Origin of the sequence: Bradyrhizobium sp. Ai1a-2, assembly GCF_000426245.1 — a bacterium.
In the GTDB taxonomy this organism is placed as follows: Bacteria; Pseudomonadota; Alphaproteobacteria; order Rhizobiales; family Xanthobacteraceae; genus Bradyrhizobium.
In genome coordinates this window covers 45,464-63,434 of sequence record NZ_AUEZ01000040.1, presented here as the reverse complement: position 1 = coordinate 63,434, position 17,971 = coordinate 45,464, and the positions used below count along the sequence as shown (strand labels likewise).

General features: G+C 63.3%; 15 protein-coding genes. 4 read left to right on the top strand and 11 right to left on the bottom strand.

What is annotated here, in order from left to right; genetic code table 11:
• The first annotated feature begins 66 nt into the window (after positions 1-66).
• The gene (locus K288_RS0124210; protein ID WP_027581891.1) at positions 67-1,266 is read left to right on the top strand and encodes an ABC transporter substrate-binding protein; all 1,200 of its coding nucleotides are present in this window, start codon (positions 67-69) and stop codon (positions 1,264-1,266) included.
• A 62-nt stretch (positions 1,267-1,328) separates the two neighbouring features.
• On the opposite strand, the gene K288_RS0124205 is transcribed toward K288_RS0124210, so the two are convergent.
• Positions 1,329-2,351, bottom strand: a complete 1,023-nt coding sequence (locus K288_RS0124205) for an AraC family transcriptional regulator (RefSeq protein WP_244443234.1) — start codon at positions 2,349-2,351, stop codon at positions 1,329-1,331.
• Between the two features lie 220 nt (positions 2,352-2,571).
• Positions 2,572-2,757 (bottom strand): hypothetical protein, encoded by a 186-nt coding sequence (locus K288_RS0124200; RefSeq protein WP_027581889.1) that lies wholly within the window; start codon positions 2,755-2,757, stop codon positions 2,572-2,574.
• 99 nt (positions 2,758-2,856) lie between these two features.
• Here K288_RS0124200 and K288_RS50785 point away from each other — a divergent pair, with 99 nt between their 5' ends.
• Both K288_RS50785 and K288_RS46400 read left to right on the top strand, forming a co-directional pair.
• The gene (locus tag K288_RS50785) at positions 2,857-3,057 is read left to right on the top strand and encodes a hypothetical protein (protein WP_084799714.1); all 201 of its coding nucleotides are present in this window, start codon (positions 2,857-2,859) and stop codon (positions 3,055-3,057) included.
• Between the two features lie 160 nt (positions 3,058-3,217).
• On the top strand, positions 3,218-4,480 hold the full coding sequence (locus tag K288_RS46400) for an OpgC domain-containing protein (RefSeq protein WP_084799713.1): 1,263 nt from the start codon (positions 3,218-3,220) through the stop codon (positions 4,478-4,480).
• Between the two features lie 703 nt (positions 4,481-5,183).
• Here K288_RS46400 and K288_RS0124185 read toward each other — a convergent pair.
• Positions 5,184-6,341, bottom strand: coding sequence for an acyl-CoA dehydrogenase family protein (locus K288_RS0124185; RefSeq protein ID WP_027581888.1), 1,158 nt, complete (start codon positions 6,339-6,341; stop codon positions 5,184-5,186).
• A gap of 258 nt (positions 6,342-6,599) precedes the next feature.
• Here K288_RS0124185 and K288_RS0124180 point away from each other — a divergent pair, with 258 nt between their 5' ends.
• Positions 6,600-7,253, top strand: coding sequence for a helix-turn-helix domain-containing protein (locus tag K288_RS0124180; protein WP_051334693.1), 654 nt, complete (start codon positions 6,600-6,602; stop codon positions 7,251-7,253).
• Between the two features lie 105 nt (positions 7,254-7,358).
• Here the strand turns inward: K288_RS0124180 and K288_RS0124175 are convergent, their stop codons facing one another.
• The 8 genes from K288_RS0124175 to K288_RS0124140 form a co-directional block, all read right to left on the bottom strand.
• A complete protein-coding gene (locus K288_RS0124175) occupies positions 7,359-8,321 on the bottom strand; it encodes an alpha/beta hydrolase (protein ID WP_027581886.1) in 963 nt (320 codons plus the stop codon).
• A 176-nt stretch (positions 8,322-8,497) separates the two neighbouring features.
• Entirely contained in the window at positions 8,498-11,923 is a 3,426-nt protein-coding gene (locus tag K288_RS0124170) for an acyl-[ACP]--phospholipid O-acyltransferase (RefSeq protein ID WP_027581885.1), read from the bottom strand.
• 296 nt (positions 11,924-12,219) lie between these two features.
• Entirely contained in the window at positions 12,220-12,540 is a 321-nt protein-coding gene (locus K288_RS46395) for a hypothetical protein (protein WP_152535649.1), read from the bottom strand.
• Between the two features lie 112 nt (positions 12,541-12,652).
• Positions 12,653-13,081 carry a hypothetical protein gene (locus K288_RS0124160; protein ID WP_027581884.1) on the bottom strand — a complete coding sequence of 143 codons (429 nt, stop codon included), beginning with the start codon at positions 13,079-13,081 and terminating at the stop codon, positions 12,653-12,655.
• A gap of 275 nt (positions 13,082-13,356) precedes the next feature.
• A complete protein-coding gene (locus K288_RS0124155) occupies positions 13,357-14,457 on the bottom strand; it encodes an LLM class flavin-dependent oxidoreductase (RefSeq protein ID WP_027581883.1) in 1,101 nt (366 codons plus the stop codon).
• Positions 14,458-14,610: 153 nt separating this feature from the next.
• Positions 14,611-15,723, bottom strand: a complete 1,113-nt coding sequence (locus K288_RS0124150) for an NADH:flavin oxidoreductase/NADH oxidase (RefSeq protein ID WP_027581882.1) — start codon at positions 15,721-15,723, stop codon at positions 14,611-14,613.
• A 70-nt stretch (positions 15,724-15,793) separates the two neighbouring features.
• Entirely contained in the window at positions 15,794-16,753 is a 960-nt protein-coding gene (locus tag K288_RS0124145) for a tripartite tricarboxylate transporter substrate-binding protein (protein ID WP_027581881.1), read from the bottom strand.
• Between the two features lie 85 nt (positions 16,754-16,838).
• The gene (locus K288_RS0124140; protein ID WP_027581880.1) at positions 16,839-17,909 is read right to left on the bottom strand and encodes an esterase-like activity of phytase family protein; all 1,071 of its coding nucleotides are present in this window, start codon (positions 17,907-17,909) and stop codon (positions 16,839-16,841) included.
• Positions 17,910-17,971: the final 62 nt, after the last annotated feature.

Here is a 17,971-nt window from a genome sequence, read left to right as displayed (position 1 = left end):
CGACACGCCGCGCGTGCGGCGTGCTCGATCCGACAACAAGCAGAACAAGAGCAAGGGAGAGAGACAATGAAATGGCAGGCGCTCGTCGCGATCGCGGCGCTGGTGACATCGGCGGCCGCGGCGGCGGAGAAGAAGTATGGCCCGGGAGTGACCGACACAGAGATCCGGCTCGGCCAGACCTCTCCCTATAGCGGGCCGGCCTCGGCCTACAGCGTCATCGCGAAAACCCAGCTCGCCTATTTCAAGATGATCAACGACAAGGGCGGCCTCAACGGGCGCAAGATCAACCTGATCAGCCTGGATGATGCCTACAGCCCGCCGAAAACAGTGGAGCAGACCCGCAAGCTTGTCGAGCAGGAAGAAGTGGCCGCGATCCTCAATCCGCTGGGCACGCCGACGGGATTGAGCGTGCGCAAATATCTCAACGACAAGAAGGTGCCGCAGCTCTTCGTTGGCGCCGGCGCGACGCTGTGGGGCGACCACGAGCACTTCCCCTATTCGATCGGCTTCCAGCCCTCCTACCAGGCCGAGACCGCGGTCTACGCAAAATACGTGCTGAAGAACAAGCCGGACGCGAAGATCGCACTGTTCTACCAGAACGACGACGCCGGCAAGGATTACGGCAACGGCTTCAAGAAGGGATTGGGGCCGGAGCACGCCAGGATGATCGTCGCGGAAGCGACGTATGAGTCGACCGATCCGACCATCGACAGCCAGATCGTGAAGCTGAAATCATCCGGCGCCGACGTGCTGTTCATGCATGCGATCCCGAAACAGGCGGCGCAGGCGATCCGCAAGGTCGGCGAGATCGGCTGGAAGCCGGACATGTTCTTCCTGGCCGCAACCTCGACCTCGGTCTCGTCGGTGCTGAAGCCTGCCGGCTTCGAGCATGCGAAGGGAATCATCTCGTCCTACTCGCTGAAGGACCCGAACGATCCGCAGTGGAAGGACGACAAGGACGTCCAGCAATGGCTTGCGTTCATGAAGAACTATTTCCCCGACGGCAACATGCAGGACCAGCTCATCGTCTACGGCTATGTGGTGGCGGAGGCGACCGTTCAGGTGCTCAGGCAGTGCGGCGACGAGCTGACGCATGAGAACATCATGAAGCAGGCCGCCAATCTCGACACGACGCTGCCGATGCTGCTGCCCGGCATCAAGCTCAGGACATCACCGACCGACTACTTCCCGATCGAAGCCATGCGCCTGCAGCGCTTCAACGGCGAAACCTGGGAGCTGTTCGGCGAAACCATCGGCAATGATTGAGAGTGAGTATCACGCGCAGAAGCGTAGGGTGGGCAAAGCGTAAGCGTGCCCACCATCCGCACTCACCACTGCCCCTTTCCGGCGCTGCGCACGCGGCGTGGCGACTCACCGAAGCGGGCGCGGAATAGCCGGTTGAAATACGAAATATCCGAAAAGCCGACTTCCAGCGCGATATCGGAAATTCGCCGCGCGCCGTCGTGGGACTCGTGTAGCAGCTTGAACGCCCTTTGCAGCCTTAGCTCATTCACGCGCCCCGTGAACGACGTTCCAGATGCCGCCATCAGGCGCTGCAGATAACGCGGAGAGATGCCCTGCCTGTCGGCGACGACTTCCAGGGTGAGCTCCGGGTCCTGAAAGTGCGCCCCGATGTGGTCGAGGGCGGCGCTGTGGCGCGCAGCCACGATCGCGCTCGCGTTGCTCTCGCCCAAGGCAGCGTGCTCGCTGATAGCGAGCGCCACGAGATCGTGGATGTGACCAACGACCGCATCACGCAGCTTGGGGGCAGCCAGAGCGCCCTCCTTCAATGCCGACCTCAGATAGGCCATGAGAAGTCGGAGCGCTTCCGTTCGGCGATGAATCGGCCGCATCGCGAGGTCGTCGACATCACTCACGCGCGACGTAAGCGCGTCGCGCGGCAAGGCCAGTCCAAGTTGCAATCCTTCCAGATAGGTGACTGCGACGGGCTCCGAATGCAGAATCGCCATTGCATCGCCGCCGCGAAGATCGAACTCCTGCCCGCGCTGCGATAGCTGGCTCCTGCCGGGCAGACTGACGATGAGCCCGATCGAGTCATCGCCATCAACGATGTTGGTTTGCGACCGCTTGAAGCACATCGCTGAACCCTTCAAGGACAGCATGCGCAACCCCTGGACCGCGTGTAATGCCGCTTCTGCCTGAAACGGCACCTCCGATGAAGGCTCGATATCGGCGTGGACTATGGTTCGCCCAAACTTCTCGCGCCATATCGGGATGCGAAACCGCTCCGGGAGCTCGCGCGTAGAAAATCGATACGATACGAAATCGGTTGCGCCGGTAGACATAGCGACTCTCCCAGCGTTGATAAATATTCGGACAGCCTGCTCCAACAAACGACGACTGGCATTATAGTTTGCTATTCGCGCACCAACCTTCCGTTAAGCGGTGCGCAGCAGTCCAAGAAACCACAGCGTCCGCCTGCTAGTCTCACTCACCCGTGATCGATGCTGATGTGAATTGGCTCACTTGGCGGCCAGAAAATTAGACCCATAATATTATTGCGAAAGTCGACGCAAAAATCTCCTTTAAGGAGAGATAGCCGTGACAACTCTATTTCTCGTTGCTGCCACCGCATCCATTTTTAGAAATCACCGGCGCCTGCGAGCGGGGTCCAGCTTCACCACGTTGTTCGCGATTGATCGAATTCAACGATCCGCGATGCAGATCGATCTGCAGCACTTGGGTATCCTCTGATCCCGATTTCGTTTCGCATTTTGCGCGGCGCGAAATCGTCATCAGATCTCGTCGGAGACCAACTCCCCCGGCACAGGTCATTTTCGGCCGTGGGCAAAATGCGTGGGATGTCGACGGTGATGATCAAGCGAGGGTTCGATCATGTCCATCATATTAGACCTGCTTTATCGCGAATATTGCCGCGCCCGCCTCGCCGAAATGCGACAACAGCTTCTGATCCCGGTCGGGAGCGACGAAATCCGGGAAGCGAATTGGGATGCCGGCGATCCTGTCGACCCTGGTGATCGGGTTAGAGGTGCGGGCGACCGCCCCGCCGCGAAAGAAGCCGCGGCCGCCCGATAGCCGGGCCTCGTAACCGCGTCGGTTCGGTCGGCTACCCGCTCTGCGCCCGCACGCTCACGGTGCATCACCGGCGACTTGAAATGCAAAGGCGTTCCGAACGGCTGTCGCGTCGACCCGTATCCGACCAAGAGCACGCCCGCACGCTGAACAGAGTAACCAGATGCATGATCGAACAGACATCTCGAGGCGATTGGCTGGCGAATCGCCGCCGGAGCTCGAGGGGTGTGGCCGCGACCTACGGATCGATGCATTCCGCGGCATCGCGCTATGGTGCATCTTTCTTGACCATGTCCCCAACAACATCGGAAGCTGGTTGACACTGCGGCACTACGGCTTCAGCGATGCCGCGGAAATGTTCATGTTCATCTCGGGCGTGACCTGCGCGCTGGCCTACAGCAGGGCACGCCAGCGCGAGGGCTGGAGCGGCGTGCTCAGCCGTTCGCTGCGCCGAGGATGGGACATATATGCTGCATCATTGCTGCTCACGCTCGCTTGCGCCATCATGGTTTACCTCGCAGGCCGCGACCATCTTGCCGACGAGACCAATACGCGCATTCTGCTGGAGCATCCGGGCGCGACGCTCGTGCGCGCCGCGATCCTGCAATACCGTCCCGTCAATGCCGACATCTTGCCGGTTTTCGTCATTTATCACGCCTTGTTCGCGCCGCTGCTGTGGCTGCTGCTGCGCGCACCGAACGTGACGCTCGGCGCCTCTCTGTTGCTTTATGGGCTCGTGCGCGTCTTCGGCTGGGCCGTCCCCGCCTGGCCGCACAACGTCTGGTTCTTCAACCCACTCGCCTGGCAGCTTCTGCTTGTGCTTGGCGCCTGGTGGGTCATCGAGGGAAACAAATTCCGGCCTTGGGTGACCTCGCCAGCAGCGCTGGTCCTGGCCGGTCTCTATCTGGTTTTCAGCCTGATCATCGCGTTGGGCTCGAGCATCAAGCCGCTGGAACCGCTGGTGCCGCAGACCCTCACGAATCTGCTTTTTCCAATGGACAAATCGAATCTCGGTCCATTGCGAGTGCTGCATTTACTTGCACTTGCGATTTTGGCTGCACGGTTTGTGCCGCCCAACTGGCGAGGGCTGGCGACGCCGGTGATGCGCGGCGCGATACGCTGCGGCGAGAACTCGCTTCCAATCTATTGCCTCGGCGTTCTGCTGGCGCTCGCCAGTCACATTGCGCTGCTCGACATCTCGAACGGGCTTGCGATGCAGATTGCGCTCAGCCTTGGTGGAATCCTGCTGATGATTCTCGCCGCGGTGCTGCTGAGCTCGATCAGCCTCAAAGCCGGCACCATGTCATTGCGAGGAGCGACAGCGACGAAGCAATCCATGTTGCCGCATGCGGCACCCCTTCCCGTCGTCTCGGGCTTGCGCGCCGCGGCGAAGCCCTTGAGCGTAGCCGGGACCAGGGACCTATAACCCCAGGCGTCTGCGGTGTGTGTGTGACTGCCCGACGGGCAAATCAGTCGAAAGCCTGTCCACCCCTCACGCGAAAAATATTCCGCTTTCGCCGTCGGGCAAATCAGCACTATGACTCCGCGCGTCTCACCCGAACGAGGGGCGGATCGCGATCGTCACGGACGTTGCGGTGGGATGCGGTGGACGTGAGTGTCACGACGGACGAGCGTGGCATTTACGGACGGCGAAGTCGTGTGGTCCTGGCGCCCCGACGCTGGCGCTAAGTTCTGGGGGATGGAAACATCCCTGAGGATGACGGTGGCAAGAAAGCCCGGTCACCGGGGAGAGCACGAAATAAGCCGTAACACCATCGCGCAGGGAATGCTGGAATGCTCCGGCTGTACCTGTGGTCCTACCCCCGTGCTTTTTGTTGCACGGGGCCCACGGGTGCAACCAGCACCCAGCATTCCCTGCGCCCTCTTCGTTCCTCAAGAGGGTGAAACGGCCGCAAGCCTCGGGCGTCTTTCGCCGCGAGAACGCCGGCGCGCATCCCCTCGGCTCTTTGACATCAGAAGCGAAAACGTCGCGCCGGCATGGGCCGTCATCATCATGTGTTGCGCGAGTGAGGAGACGATCCAGTCGACGCCGGCGGCGGCGTGATGGATCACCTCCCTCGCGACAACGAACGCGGCGCGACCGCGATTTGTCGTCATCAACGCGGTGCTCAGTACACCCGGTCGACCGGGAGCCCGAGCGCCATCGACCCCGCATATTGCGCCTGCGGGCCCGACTGCAGCGGATGGTAGCGCGCCGCCTGGATATCGCGGAAGCGCCGCTCCAGCCCCGTCGCGCGATAGAAGCCAGCGCCGCCGGCGAGCTCCATCGCATATTCGACCGCTGCGATCGCATGCCGCGCGACGAGCTGGCGACCCATCATCACCTGGTTGACGGTCGCGGCCGACGGCGCGTTGAGGCGCACGGCAGCCAGCATCCATTCACGCGCGAGCCGCGCCGCCGCGAGCTCGGTGTCCATGCGGCCGGCGAGCTGGATCGCATGCTGGTCCGGCGTCTTGCGCTTTGCGGTCGCAATCGCGATGTCGCGGGCGCTCTCGGCAACGCCGAGATAGACCGAATAGATCAGCGGGAACGCAGTGGTCGCGATGATCTGGAACAGAGGATGCCATTCGCCGGCCTTGCGCCTTGCTGCGACCGCCGCCTCCGGCACGATGTGGCCGTCGATCACGACATCGTTGGAGCCGGTGCCGCGCATGCCAAGCGTGCGCCAATTGTCGAGCACCTTCACATGCGGCGAGTTCATGGGCACGCCGAAATGCAGCACCGTCGCCGGCTCGCCTTCGCTCTCGAGCACCGCGCTCGTCATCATCAGGTCGCCGACGGGCGAACCCGACGAGAACACCTTGCGCGCAGTGATGCGATAGCCGCCGTCGACCTTCTCGGCGCGGCCGGAGCCGCCGATCCAGTCCGAGCCGCCGCTCGACAACAGGATGATGCGCTCAGTGGCGATGCGGCGGAGCAGCGGCTCCACGGGGGCCGCCTTCTGCACCTTCCAGCGCCAGGCGGGGACCGCAACCTGGTGGGTGTGCATCGAGAAGGCAAGCGCGGTCGAGCCGCTGTAATGCGCAATCGTGCGCAGCATCTCGGCGAGCTCGTCGACATCGGCGCCGCCGCCGCCAAGCTCGGCCGGCACGCCGGCCTCAACCAGGCTCGCCGCCTTCAGGTCCGCGAAATCCTCGGCGACGAACGTGTCCTCGTCCGCCTGCTGCTCGGCGCGCCGCGCGAAAATCGGGCCAAGCTCCTGTGCGCGCTCGACTGCGCTGCGCGATTTTGACGCATCGAGATTGTGTGCTGCGTTGCTGCTCATGACACTCTCCATCGTTGAGAATATCCACCGTGAGAGAGCCTAATTCCGCCGCAAATGGCGCTCCAGTTCAGGAACTGTACTGCGACGCCGTGGCCATCGAGACGGTCTCCACAGCGTCTGGAATACTTACATTTTCTGTCGTGTCGTCCAGTCTCGTGCCGGTCACGCGCTATCAAATCTGTACTACCGCATTTTCAGGAGGAGGCATTGCCTGACAGGACCGAGCGCGGAAGCTATGGGCAGTTTTGCCCGGTCGCGATGGCGGCCGAGATCGTCTGCAACCGCTGGACCGTGCTGGTGCTGCGCGAACTCCTATGCGGCACCACGCGCTTCAACGACCTCCGGCGCGGCGTGCCGCGGATGTCGCCCTCGCTGCTCTCGAAGCGGCTGAAGGAGCTGGAGGTGGCCGGACTGATCAGCGTGACGCCATCGGGCCAGCCGGGCGTGATGGATTATCGGCCGACGCAGGCGGGCGAGGATTTGCGCGAAGTGATCATGTCGCTCGGATTCTGGGCCCAGCGCTGGGTCGAGTCCTCGCTGTCGCTGAAGAATCTCGATCCGTCGCTTTTGATGTGGGACATGCGGCGGAACCTGCGTCCCGAGCCGCTGCCGCCGCGCCGCTGCACCATCAACTTCATCTATCCGGAGCTGTCGGGCGAGCGCAAATCCTGGTGGCTCGTGATCGACGGCGCCACCGTCGACCTCTGCCTGACCGATCCCGGCTACGAGGTCGATCTCTATGTGACGAGCCCGCTGCGGACGATGACCGCGGTGTGGATGGGGATCGCGACGCTCGAGCGCGAGGTGGCGAACGGCGGCATCGAGCTCATGGGCGACAAGGCGATCGCCCGCTCGATGCAGCAATGGCTGGGCCTCAGCCCGTTCGCCAAGGGCGTGCGCGCCGTCGGCTGATGCTAGAGCGTTTTCGAGCGAAGTGGATACCGGTTCGCGTGAAGAAAACGCGTTAAAACAAGAATCTAGAGCTTCGGTTCTGATTCAATCAGAACCGAAAATGCTCTAGGCGCCCTTGTCGAGCAGCGCCTTGAAGTCCGCTCGCGCCCGCTGCGCCTCGGCGCGCGCCGTGTCGGAGGCATCGCCAAGGCCGAAATAGCCGTGGATCAGGCCCTGCCCGTCATGGTGCTTTGTCGGCACCCCGGCCTCGCGCAGCGCGTTGGCATAGGCGACGCCCTCATCGCGCAGCGGATCGAACCAGGCGGTGGTGACCACCGCGGGTGCAACGCCCTTCAACTGCTTCGCCCGCAGCGGTGAGACCCGCCAGTCCGTGCCCTGCGCGCGTTCTTCGAGATAATGCCCGCAGAACCACTCCATCACCGCACGCGACAGGAAATATCCTTCCGCATTCTCGGCCCGGGATGGAAACCGCGCATTCTCCGCGGTATCGGCGAAATTGCCGGCGACGTCCGTGACGGGGTAGACGAGCAATTGACCGGCGAGCCTGATCCCGGCATCGCGACAGGCAAGCGCGCTGGCGGCTGCAAGATTGCCACCGGCGCTGTCGCCGGCGACGCCGACGCGGGCCGCATCGCCGCCGAATTCCTTGATGCGGCCGACCACGTCGCGCACTGCAGCAAAGGCATCCTCGAAGGCGCCGGGGAAGCGCGTTTCCGGCGGACGGCGATAGTCGACGGAGACGACCACCGCGCCGGTGTCGATGGCGAGATTGCGCGCCTGCCGGTCGTGTGTCTCGAGATCGCCCGCAACCCAGCCGCCGCCGTGGAAGAACACCACGGTCGGCGCAGTCCCGCTGCCGTTGCGATAAACCCGTGCCGGCCGTGGACCTGCGCCGCCGGCGACGTTGATGTCGTTGACGTGCTCGACCGGCGGCGGCGGGATCTCGGCGCGCGCGGCGGCCAGCGCCCGCAGCGACTCCCGCGCACTCTGCGGCGTCAGGACCTTTGGATCGCGCAATGGCAGCAGCGGGATGATCTTCTCGATCACGGGATCAAGCGGGAGAGGCATAAAGTTCCTCCGACGTTCCGGCCGGCGCTGGATGGGCCGGCGAGTGTTGTTGTTGATTGTGAGCTCATTGGACAACAGGGACGCGCGCAGCACAACCGTCCAGCCACCGTCATTGCGAGCCACCGGGTCGGCGCAAAGCGCCGCCCGATGAGAGGCTCCTCGAAATGACGAAGATTTCACGCCACGTCCGCCATCGGCTCCGGCGGGGTCGGCGTCGCCGCGGCAGCGAGTTCCTTGGCGAACGCGGTCGCCGCGACATAGTCGGTCTTGCCGGAGCCGAGCAGCGGCACCTTGTCGACGACGCGGATGTCCGCCGGCACCGCAAGTTCGGAGGCGCCCGTCGCCTTGGCCTGGCGCTGCATCGCGGATCGCTCGGCATCGCGTTGCGTGGTCAGGAGCACGATGCGTTCCCCCTTGCGCGCGTCGGGAATGGAGACCGCGACCGAAATCGCCTGCGGCCACAGCGCGGACGCCATCGCTTCCACCGCCGACAGCGAGACCATTTCGCCCGCGATCTTGGCAAACCGCTTGGCGCGTCCCTTGATGGCGATGAAGCCCGCAGCGTCGATGGTGACGATATCGCCGGTGTCGTGCCAGCCATCGGCCAGCTTCTCCAGCACGCCGGGATTTTCCGCGCGCAAGTACCCGAGCATCACGTTCGGCCCGCGCACCGAGAGCCGGCCGCCCTCCTCGATGCCGGGGACCGGATCGAGGCGATACTCCATCAGGGGCGATAGCCGGCCCACGGTGCCGGGGCGGTTCGCCATCGGCGTGTTCATGGCGAGCACCGGCGCAGTCTCGGTGACGCCATAACCTTCAAGGATGCGGATGCCGTAGCGCTCCATATAGACCTGTCGCGTGCGATCCTTCACCGCCTCCGCGCCCGCCAACACCAGCCGCAGTGTGCGGAAGTCATAGGCATGCGCAGAGCGGGCATAGCCGATGAGGAACGTGTCGGTGCCGAACAGGATGGTGGCGCCGGTCTGGTAGATCAGTTCCGGCACGATCCGGTAATGCAGCGGCGACGGATACATGAAGATCGGGATGCCCGCGAGCAGCGGCATCATCATGCCACCCGTAAGTCCGAACGAGTGAAACACCGGCAGCACGTTGAACACCTTGTCGTTGCCATTGGCATCGACCCGCGCCAGCGCTTGCGCCGCATTGGCGAGGATATTGCGGTGGGAGAGTACGACACCCTTCGGCGTCCCCTCCGAGCCCGAGGTGAACAGGATCACGGCGGGATCATCGGCCCTGCGCGCGATGCGCGGCGCGGTGCCGGCGAGGAGGCCGCGAATCTTGTCGAACGCGTTGACGGTCGCACGGACGTCTTCGAGATAGACGATGCGCGCTTCAGGAGCGATCGCGGCGATCAGCTTGTCGAGCTTGCCCTTCTCGATGAAGGCGCGGGAAGTGAGCACAGTCTTGACCTGCGCCGCTTGCATCGCCGAGAGCACGTTCACGGGGCCGGCGGAGAAGTTGAGCATTGCCGGCACGCGGCCGATGGCCTGCAGCGCCATGAAGACGACGGCGACGCCCGCCGAGTTTGGCAAGAGCACGCCGATGTTCTCGCCGACGGCTGTGCCCTGCTCGAGCTTGCGGCTCAGGACCTGCGCGCCAAGGATCAGCTTGCGATAGGTGAGCTTCGTTCCGAGCGCGTCCTCGACCACCACCTTGCCGGTGTCACGGTCGCGATGGGCATGGGCGAGCGCCTCGAACAGCGTGTGGTCGAGCATGGCGTTCTTCACCATCGCCTCGATCATGATGTCCTGCAGCGCAGCGCCTGCGGCGTTGCGGCGGGCCTTGCCCTTTAAGGACTGGTCGATCGGCAATTTGACCGGCGGCAGGATCGAGATCGTCACCTTCGGGAACCAGGAGCGCTTGATCTCGCCATTCTTGAGATAGCTGAGATGCGAGCGCTGCGCGCCCTCGATCCTGACAGGAACGACCACAGCGTCCGCCTTGTCGGCGATCATCGCGGTGCCGTCATAGACCTTCATCAGCGAGCCATGCACGGTCAGCCGGCCCTCGGGGAAGATCACGACGGGTTCGGCGGAGGCGACCAGCTTGATCAGGTCACGCGCGCCGAGCGGCTTGGTCGGATCGACGGTGATGTGGCGGACCATTTTCAGGAAGGGCTTGGCCCACCACGCCTTCGCGATTCCGGTATCGACTGCGAAGCTGGCATCGATCGGCAGCGTCGCATGCAGCAGCGGGCCGTCGACAAGGCTGACATGATTGGGCGCGATCAGCATGCGCGTGCCCGCAGGCGGCAGGTTCTCGATGCCGCGGACCTCGACGCGGAACAGCGCGCGGAACAAGAGCGCGCCGAAGTCGCGCACGCCCTCCTTGCCCCATTTGTTGAGCACGAACCACACCGCGCCGAAGCTCGCGACGGCAAGGCCGAAGAAGATCCAGGCAATCGAAAGCCCGGCATATTGCAGCAGCGCGACGAACAGCGATCCCACCACCATGAAGGCGGCCTGCAGGATATTGCCGGCCGCGATGATCCGGGCGCGCTCCGACGGCGCGGTCCAGGCCTGCACGGCGGCGAACGACGGCACCACGAACAGGCCGCCGCCAATGGCGAACAGGAAGAAGCCGACCAGCGTATGCAGCCCGTAGAGCGAGGTCGCGAACGCTGCGGCGGTCACGCCGTTGCCCGGCACCGTAGCGCCAATCATCGCGGCGAGATCGAGACCGACCACGCCCATGATGATGGCGCCGATCGGCACCAGTGCGAGATTGGGCCTGACATGGCTGAGCTGGGCCGCGATCAGCGAGCCGGTCGCGATACCGATCGCAAAGGTCGCAAGGCACAGCGTGACGACGCCTTCGGTGCCGCCGACGCCTTCCTTGATCAGCGCGGGCAGCAGCGACAACACGATCGCGCCGGCAAGCCAGAACCACGACACGATGACCATGCCATCCCACAGCCGCGGCTCCGCATAGAGCGACTTCAACAGCCGCACCGTGGAGGTCCAGGGATTGGTGGTGATGGCGAGATCGGGCGCCGACGGCGTGGTGGCGGGAATGCGCGCGGCGAATGCCCAGGACAGAACGGACAGGCCGACCACGGCAAGCGAGATCCAGCCCATGTGGCTCGCCCCTGCGACGAACAGGCCGCCGGCGATCGTGCCGATCAGGATCGCCAGGAAGGTTGCGCCTTCGACCAGCGCGTTGCCGGTGGCGAGTTCGCCGACCGAAAGCTGGTCGGGGAGGATCGCATATTTCACCGGACCGAACAGCGCCGCGACCGTGCCGAACAGCGCCAGCGCAGCGAACAGAAGCGGTACCGAGTGCAGGAAGAAGCCGGCCGCCGCAAAGCAGGCAGCAAAGATCTCGACGAATTTCAGCCGCCGCGCGACGACCGATTTCACATGCTTGTCCGCGAGCTCGCCGCCGAGCGCCGATAATACGAAGAAGGGAAAGATGAAGATGGCGCCGGCAAGTGTCACCAGCGATGCGTTCTCGCCAGCGGCCGCGCCATAGAGCAGGATGATGACCAGCGCATTTTTCAGGACGTTGTCATTGAGCGCCGAGAAGAACTGCGCCCAGAACAGCGGCGCAAAACGGCGCGACGACATCAACTGTTTGATCATGACCGGTTCCTTGGCAATTCGGCCGAGAGTCCTTGGCCTTGCAAAATTCGTTTTGGGTAATCGGGATTGGGATCAACGAAAAGTAAGCAGTGATGCCGTTGCTATTAGTGTCTTTGATTGCCTCGCGGTTCGACACCCCGAGGTCGCGGCACCGGCTGACCATGCACGGCAAAGATGTACGAGATCTTGTGCCTGGCTGCGGTGCCGCCATGCGGCCCAGCGACAATGCGGAGCATGGTGATTTCCTGGTTAGGAATCGGCGCGGCAATCGAGTCGAATTGCGCCGTTCGACCGTCTCAGGTGAGTTCGCTGAGCGAACCGAACGGCCAGCGCCCGCGGGGACGCTGCATTTGTCGCGCACGACGCCGCACCCCGGCTGCGAACCGCCGGCGCTCGAGCACGCCGGCGACGTCACAGGCATTGGCAATACGATTGATCGGCGTGGCGACGACGCGGGCGGTCGACCTGCCAACTTCCAGGATGAATTTGAGGAAATCGTCGAAGAAGCTCGTGGTCAGTTGCCGGGTCAGTTGCAGGACAAGCGTTTCCATGTGAGCGGCCTCCGGATATAATTGAGCAACGCTCACATTTATAGCCAGAAAATGAGCGACGCTCAAGAAAAATCTTCACAAGCCCGAAAACTTGCACGCCCGACCGAACGGCAGCGGCCGATCAAATAACTAAGACATTGATATTGTTTATAATTGACGCCTCAGGCTCGTCGGCGGCTTACCCGACCTGGCGCATGCGCGCGATCGTGCCGGCGACGATCTGCATGGCGACGCCGAACACCCATCCGACCATGATCGCAAGCGTCCAGGCGATATGCGGCTCGACGCGAAGCACGATGACGACCACCGAAACGAAGGCGACCAGTGCAGCAAGAAACGTCCCGACCGCGCTCAGGAATTCCGCCGCGTCGATATTTCCGCGCGGGGATTCATCGGTCGGCGCTTGGAATGGCAGTGGCGGCGTATCGATGCCGAGATAGAAGCCGACTGCGCCGCAGACCATCATGAGCAGAAGAAATCCCTGCGATGTAAAGGCAGAGATGCCCGACCCGACAAGGGCCGCGACGAACAGGCCGCTCGCGGCTCCCGCCATGGCAAGGCCAAGGCGTTCGAAAACGTGGGCGAACTTTCGTACGCGGGACCGCATCGTGCCGATCCCCATGATGATGGTCAGGCTACGCCTCTTTCGGACCGCGTGAAAGATACCGTTCGCGCGTGGCTATGCACATGTCGGCGAACCCGTGTTCACCACAAATTGCGCTGATAGCAGCAATTGGTTACGGCGATTATCGATTTTCGGCAGACCCGCAGTTCGTAGGATGGGCAAAGCGCAACGTGCCCACCATCAAGCATTACGCTGATGATGGTGGGCACGCTCTCATCGTCACGTGTGGTGAGTTGCGGTGGATGTAACTGTCAGCTTCACGCCGCGCGGCCGAACTCGCTGCCGAGATGCTTCAGCCGCGGCAGCACTTCCTGCTTCAACAACTGCAGCGAGTGGTGCCAGGCTTCCGGCTTGTGCTTGTAGTCGAAGCCGAACACCAGCAGCACACCGAAGCCGCCGACCTCTTGATAGATCTTCTCGATCTTCTCGGTGACGGTCGCGGGCGAGCCGACGATCCAGTTGTTGCGGGCGCAATATTCGACATTGACGTCGCTGTCCGGCACGTCGGGCGAAGCCTTCAGGTAGTCCTTGAAGCCGAAGTGACCGAGCAGCGGCAGGAAATACTCGCCCATCATCCGGCCCATCATGTCGCCGGTCGACAGACGCCAGGCTTCCTCGTCGGTGTCGGCGACAAAGACTTCGCGCACCAATCGCCAATCCTGCCTGCTCGGTTTGCGGCCGACCTTCGCTGCGCCCGCCTCCACCGAATCCCAGTGGCTGCCGACATAGGCCGGATTGAGGTTGAGGCTCATCGGGATGAAGCCGCGCTCGCCCGCGAGCTTCAGCGTGTCAGAGTTCTTGGAGAGGCCGGCGACGCCGATCGGCGGATGCGGCGCCTGCTTCGGCTTGAGGTGGGGTTTGAGGAAATCGAACATCGTGTCCGGCTTCGTCACCGTCCAGTATTTGCCCTTGTATGTCCACGGAGCATCGTCGGTCCAAAGCTTCAGGATGATTTCGAGCGCTTCGCGCGTCATGTCGCGGTTCTGGCCGGACATGCCGTCGACATTGAACATCGCCCAATCGCTCGGCAGGCCGCTTGCAGCGACACCGAAATTGAGCCGTCCATCGGAGAGATGATCGAGCATCGCGACGCGATTCGCGAGTTCAGCGGGATGATGATAGGGCAGCAGGAAACCGCCGGGGCCGATGCGGATATTCTTGGTCTGCAGCAAAGCCTGCGCGACCAGCAGATCCGGAGACGGATGCGGCTCCCAGGGCGCGGTGTGGTGTTCGCCGATCCACGCTTCCTGATAGCCGAGTTCATCCAGCCACCTGAGCACCTGCAGGTCCCAGTCGTGGCCCTCTTTCAATCCGCACTCCGGCGGATGCGAGGGCATCGCGAAGTATCCTAGTTCCATGTGCTTTCCTCTCGCTTGTGTTCTGGCGCGACTTTGTTGTCGCATCTCATACGCACAAGCGAGAGTACCTACCCCGGTTGCGGCGGAATAGTGGCTTTCGTCGTTGCAGAGCGGAATAGCCGTTTCACTTTCGCTCGCAATGATGGTGATGATTCACCGCGCGCCGAACGTGGTCGCGCCGAACAGCGCTTTCTGCGTCGAGGGTTGCGAGCGCCAATACTGCGGCGGTGCGTCAACTTGTCCGCCGAGTTCAGCGGCGGCGTGCCAGCCCCAGCGCGGGTCATAGAGCATGCCGCGCGCAAGTGCGACCATGTCGGCCTTTCCAGAGGCGACGATCTCTTCGGCCTGCTTCGCTTCCGTGATCAGCCCGACTGCCATTGTGGTGACATCGGTTGCTTCCTTCACGGCCTGCGCAAACGGCACCTGATATCCCGGGCCCAGCGGAATCTTTTGCAGCGGCGAAACGCCACCCGAGGACACATCGATCCAGTCGACCCCGCGCTTCTTCAATTCTTTCGCAAATTCGATCGTCTGCGCCACGTCCCAACCGCCATCAACCCAGTCGGTCGCCGAGACCCTGACGCCGACAGGCTTGCGATCCGGGAATGCGGCGCGCACGGCGTCGAACACTTCAAGCGGAAAGCGCATGCGGTTTTCGAGCGAACCGCCATACTGGTCGGTGCGCTTGTTCGATATCGGCGACAAGAACTGATGCATCAGGTAGCCGTGCGCGCCATGCAATTCGAGGGCGTCGATGCCGAGCCGGTCGGCGCGCTTGGCGGCCGTCACAAAAGCGTCGCGGATGCGCTTGAGCCCGGCGTCGTCCAGCGCCAGCGGCGCCGCCTCGCTTTCCTTGTGCGGCACGGCCGATGGCGCCACCGTCTGCCAGCCGCCTTCGGACAGCGGGATCAACTGCCCGCCCTCCCAGGGGCGGTGGCTCGATCCCTTGCGGCCGGCATGCGCAAGCTGCATCGCGACCGCTGCTTTCGAATGCTTGCGCACTGAGGCCAGGATCGGCTTCAGCGCGGCCTCGGTGGCGTCGTTGTAGAGGCCAAGACAGCCGGGCGTGATGCGGCCGATGGCCTCCACATGCGTGGCCTCGATGCAGAACATCGCCGCGCCTGACAGCGCCAGCATGTTGATATGCGTGAAATGCCAGTCATTGGCCTCGCCGTTCTCTGCCGAATATTGGCACATCGGCGATACCATGATCCGGTTGGGTAATTTCAGGCCACGCAGTTCGATTGGGGAAAACAGGGCGCTCATGTGGGGATCCGGATAGGAGGGAAACTGCCCTCTTATCTAACGACGTCCCGGCCCGGTCTCAACCTGTCAGCTACTGCTTGATTCCGGCCGCCTTGATCAACGCCAGGCTGGCGACGGTCTCGCGCTTGATGAAATCGTCCATCTGGTCGGGCGTCATCGGCATCGGCTCGACACCCAGCTTCTTCAGGCTTGCCTGCGTTCCCGGATCGTTCAACACCCTCATGCCTGCAGCGTGAAACTTCTCGACGATGTCGCGCGGCGTTTTCGCCGGCACGAAGATACCGAACCAGCTCACGCTGTCGGCGCTGGTCAAACCGATCTCCGAAGGAGACGGCACATCGGGCAAATCGGCGACGCGCTTCGGCGTCGACACCAACAACGCCTTCACCTGACCGTCGCGGATCAGAGGCAGAGCGGTCGCGAGCGGGCAGAAATAGAGATCGATGCGGCCGCCCAGGATGTCGGCAATCACTTCGGGACCGCCGCGATAAGGCACATGGGTGCCCTCGATGCCGGCGGCGAGAAGGAATTTTTCCGCGCTGATATGCACGGCACTGCCGACGCCGACCGAACCAAAGGAAATCGAGCCGGGCTTCGCCTTGGCGTCGGCAATGAAATCCTGAATCGTTTTCCAGGGCCGCTCGTTCGGCACGATCATGACATTGGCGCTGGAGCCGATCATCAGCACGGACGAAAGGTCTTTGGTGGCGTCGAACGGAAGACTCGGGAAGATTGCCGGCGCGATGGTCAGCGCCGATGAATGCGCGAGCACGTTGTAGCCGTCGGGCTCCGACTTGGCGACAATGCCGGTGCCGAGCGTGCCGCCGGCGCCAGCGCGGTTTTCGATCACGATGGGCTGGCCGAGCTCGGCCGACAGCCGATCGAACACCAGGCGCGGCACCACATCGGTGGCGCTGCCAGCGCCGAACGGGATCGTCGCCTTGATCAGGCGCGAGGGCCAGGTCTCCGCGTGCGCTCCGGTGACAAGCAGGCTCGTGACGGTGAGAACGGAAAGGAGGAACTTGCGCATCATGGCTCCCGGTTACGATTGACGCTCCAGCGTTGCAAGAACCGTTCCGCCGGCCGCCGGTTTTGCCAACCCCGAGACCAGTCCCCTATTCCACCAGCGTGAACTGCAGCAACAGCGTACGCTGGATCAGCGAGAAATTATCGTCCGAGACCATGGTAATTACGGTGTCGCCTTCGGCCGTGGTGTGGGCGTCGATGCCTTCCATGTTGTCGATCTCGTTGCCGAGATCGGCGTTGAAGACCGAAGGACCGTCGAGGACAGCGCCCGGCATCACCGATGCAAGCTGGATGCGGCGGATGCGGATGCCGACGCCGCCAACCCAGGAGAATTTGCGCTCGAGCAGCAGCAGGTCGCCGGACTCCAGCAGCACCGCGTCGCTGATGTCGAAATTATCGGTGCGGCGAACGGAAAACTGTCCCGGCGTCTTGCCGCCGACCAGGAAGCCGATGATGTTGCCCTGCGCATCGAGGCCGCGCTCGGAGATCGCGATCAGCGTTCCCGCCAGCGGCAGACCCTTCGGCACGATCACCAGCGCCTCTAACCCCTTGTTGTTCGGGAGCCGTCTTGCGGCCGGCGGCAGCGGCACGACCTCACCGCGCGCACCCGTGAATCCCTTGGCGAAATCGAAGCGCAGCACCTGGTTGACGCGCTCGAGCCCGACATAAACGAACGAGCCGTCGAGTGCCATCGATTCAGAATCGTACCAGCCGCGCGCGGTGATCGGCCTGCCATCCGGGCCGAGCAGCGGCGCCGCCTCCACATCGGCAAGCCCCGTCATCTCGCGGCCTTTGTAGACGATGCGGCCGGTGAACCAGCTGCCGTGGTCGCTGATGGCGATGAAGCGTTCGCCCTTTGCGTCGAGCCGCAACGCCGACAGGCCGCCGAAGCCGCGAAAGGAGGAGGTCAGCACCAATCCGCTGCGATATTCCAGCGCACCGAACCGGAGATGCGAGCGGTCGCGGATGTCGAAAGAAGGCAGCGGCCGCGCATTGACCTCGATCGAGACCGGCTTCGCCACCGTGTACTCGCTCGGCAGCACCGGCTTCGTCGGCGGTTCGAGAGCGGTCTGCGCTGGCGCCGCGCCTGGCAGCGCTGCGGCCGCAAGCCCCGCCGCGGCAAAGCCCAGCAAGCGGCGACGGGAAAGGCTCGAAAGCATAGGGTCCTGATCCAGGAAACGCCGCCGCGGTTTCACCTCTCCCGTAGGGAGAGGTCGGATCG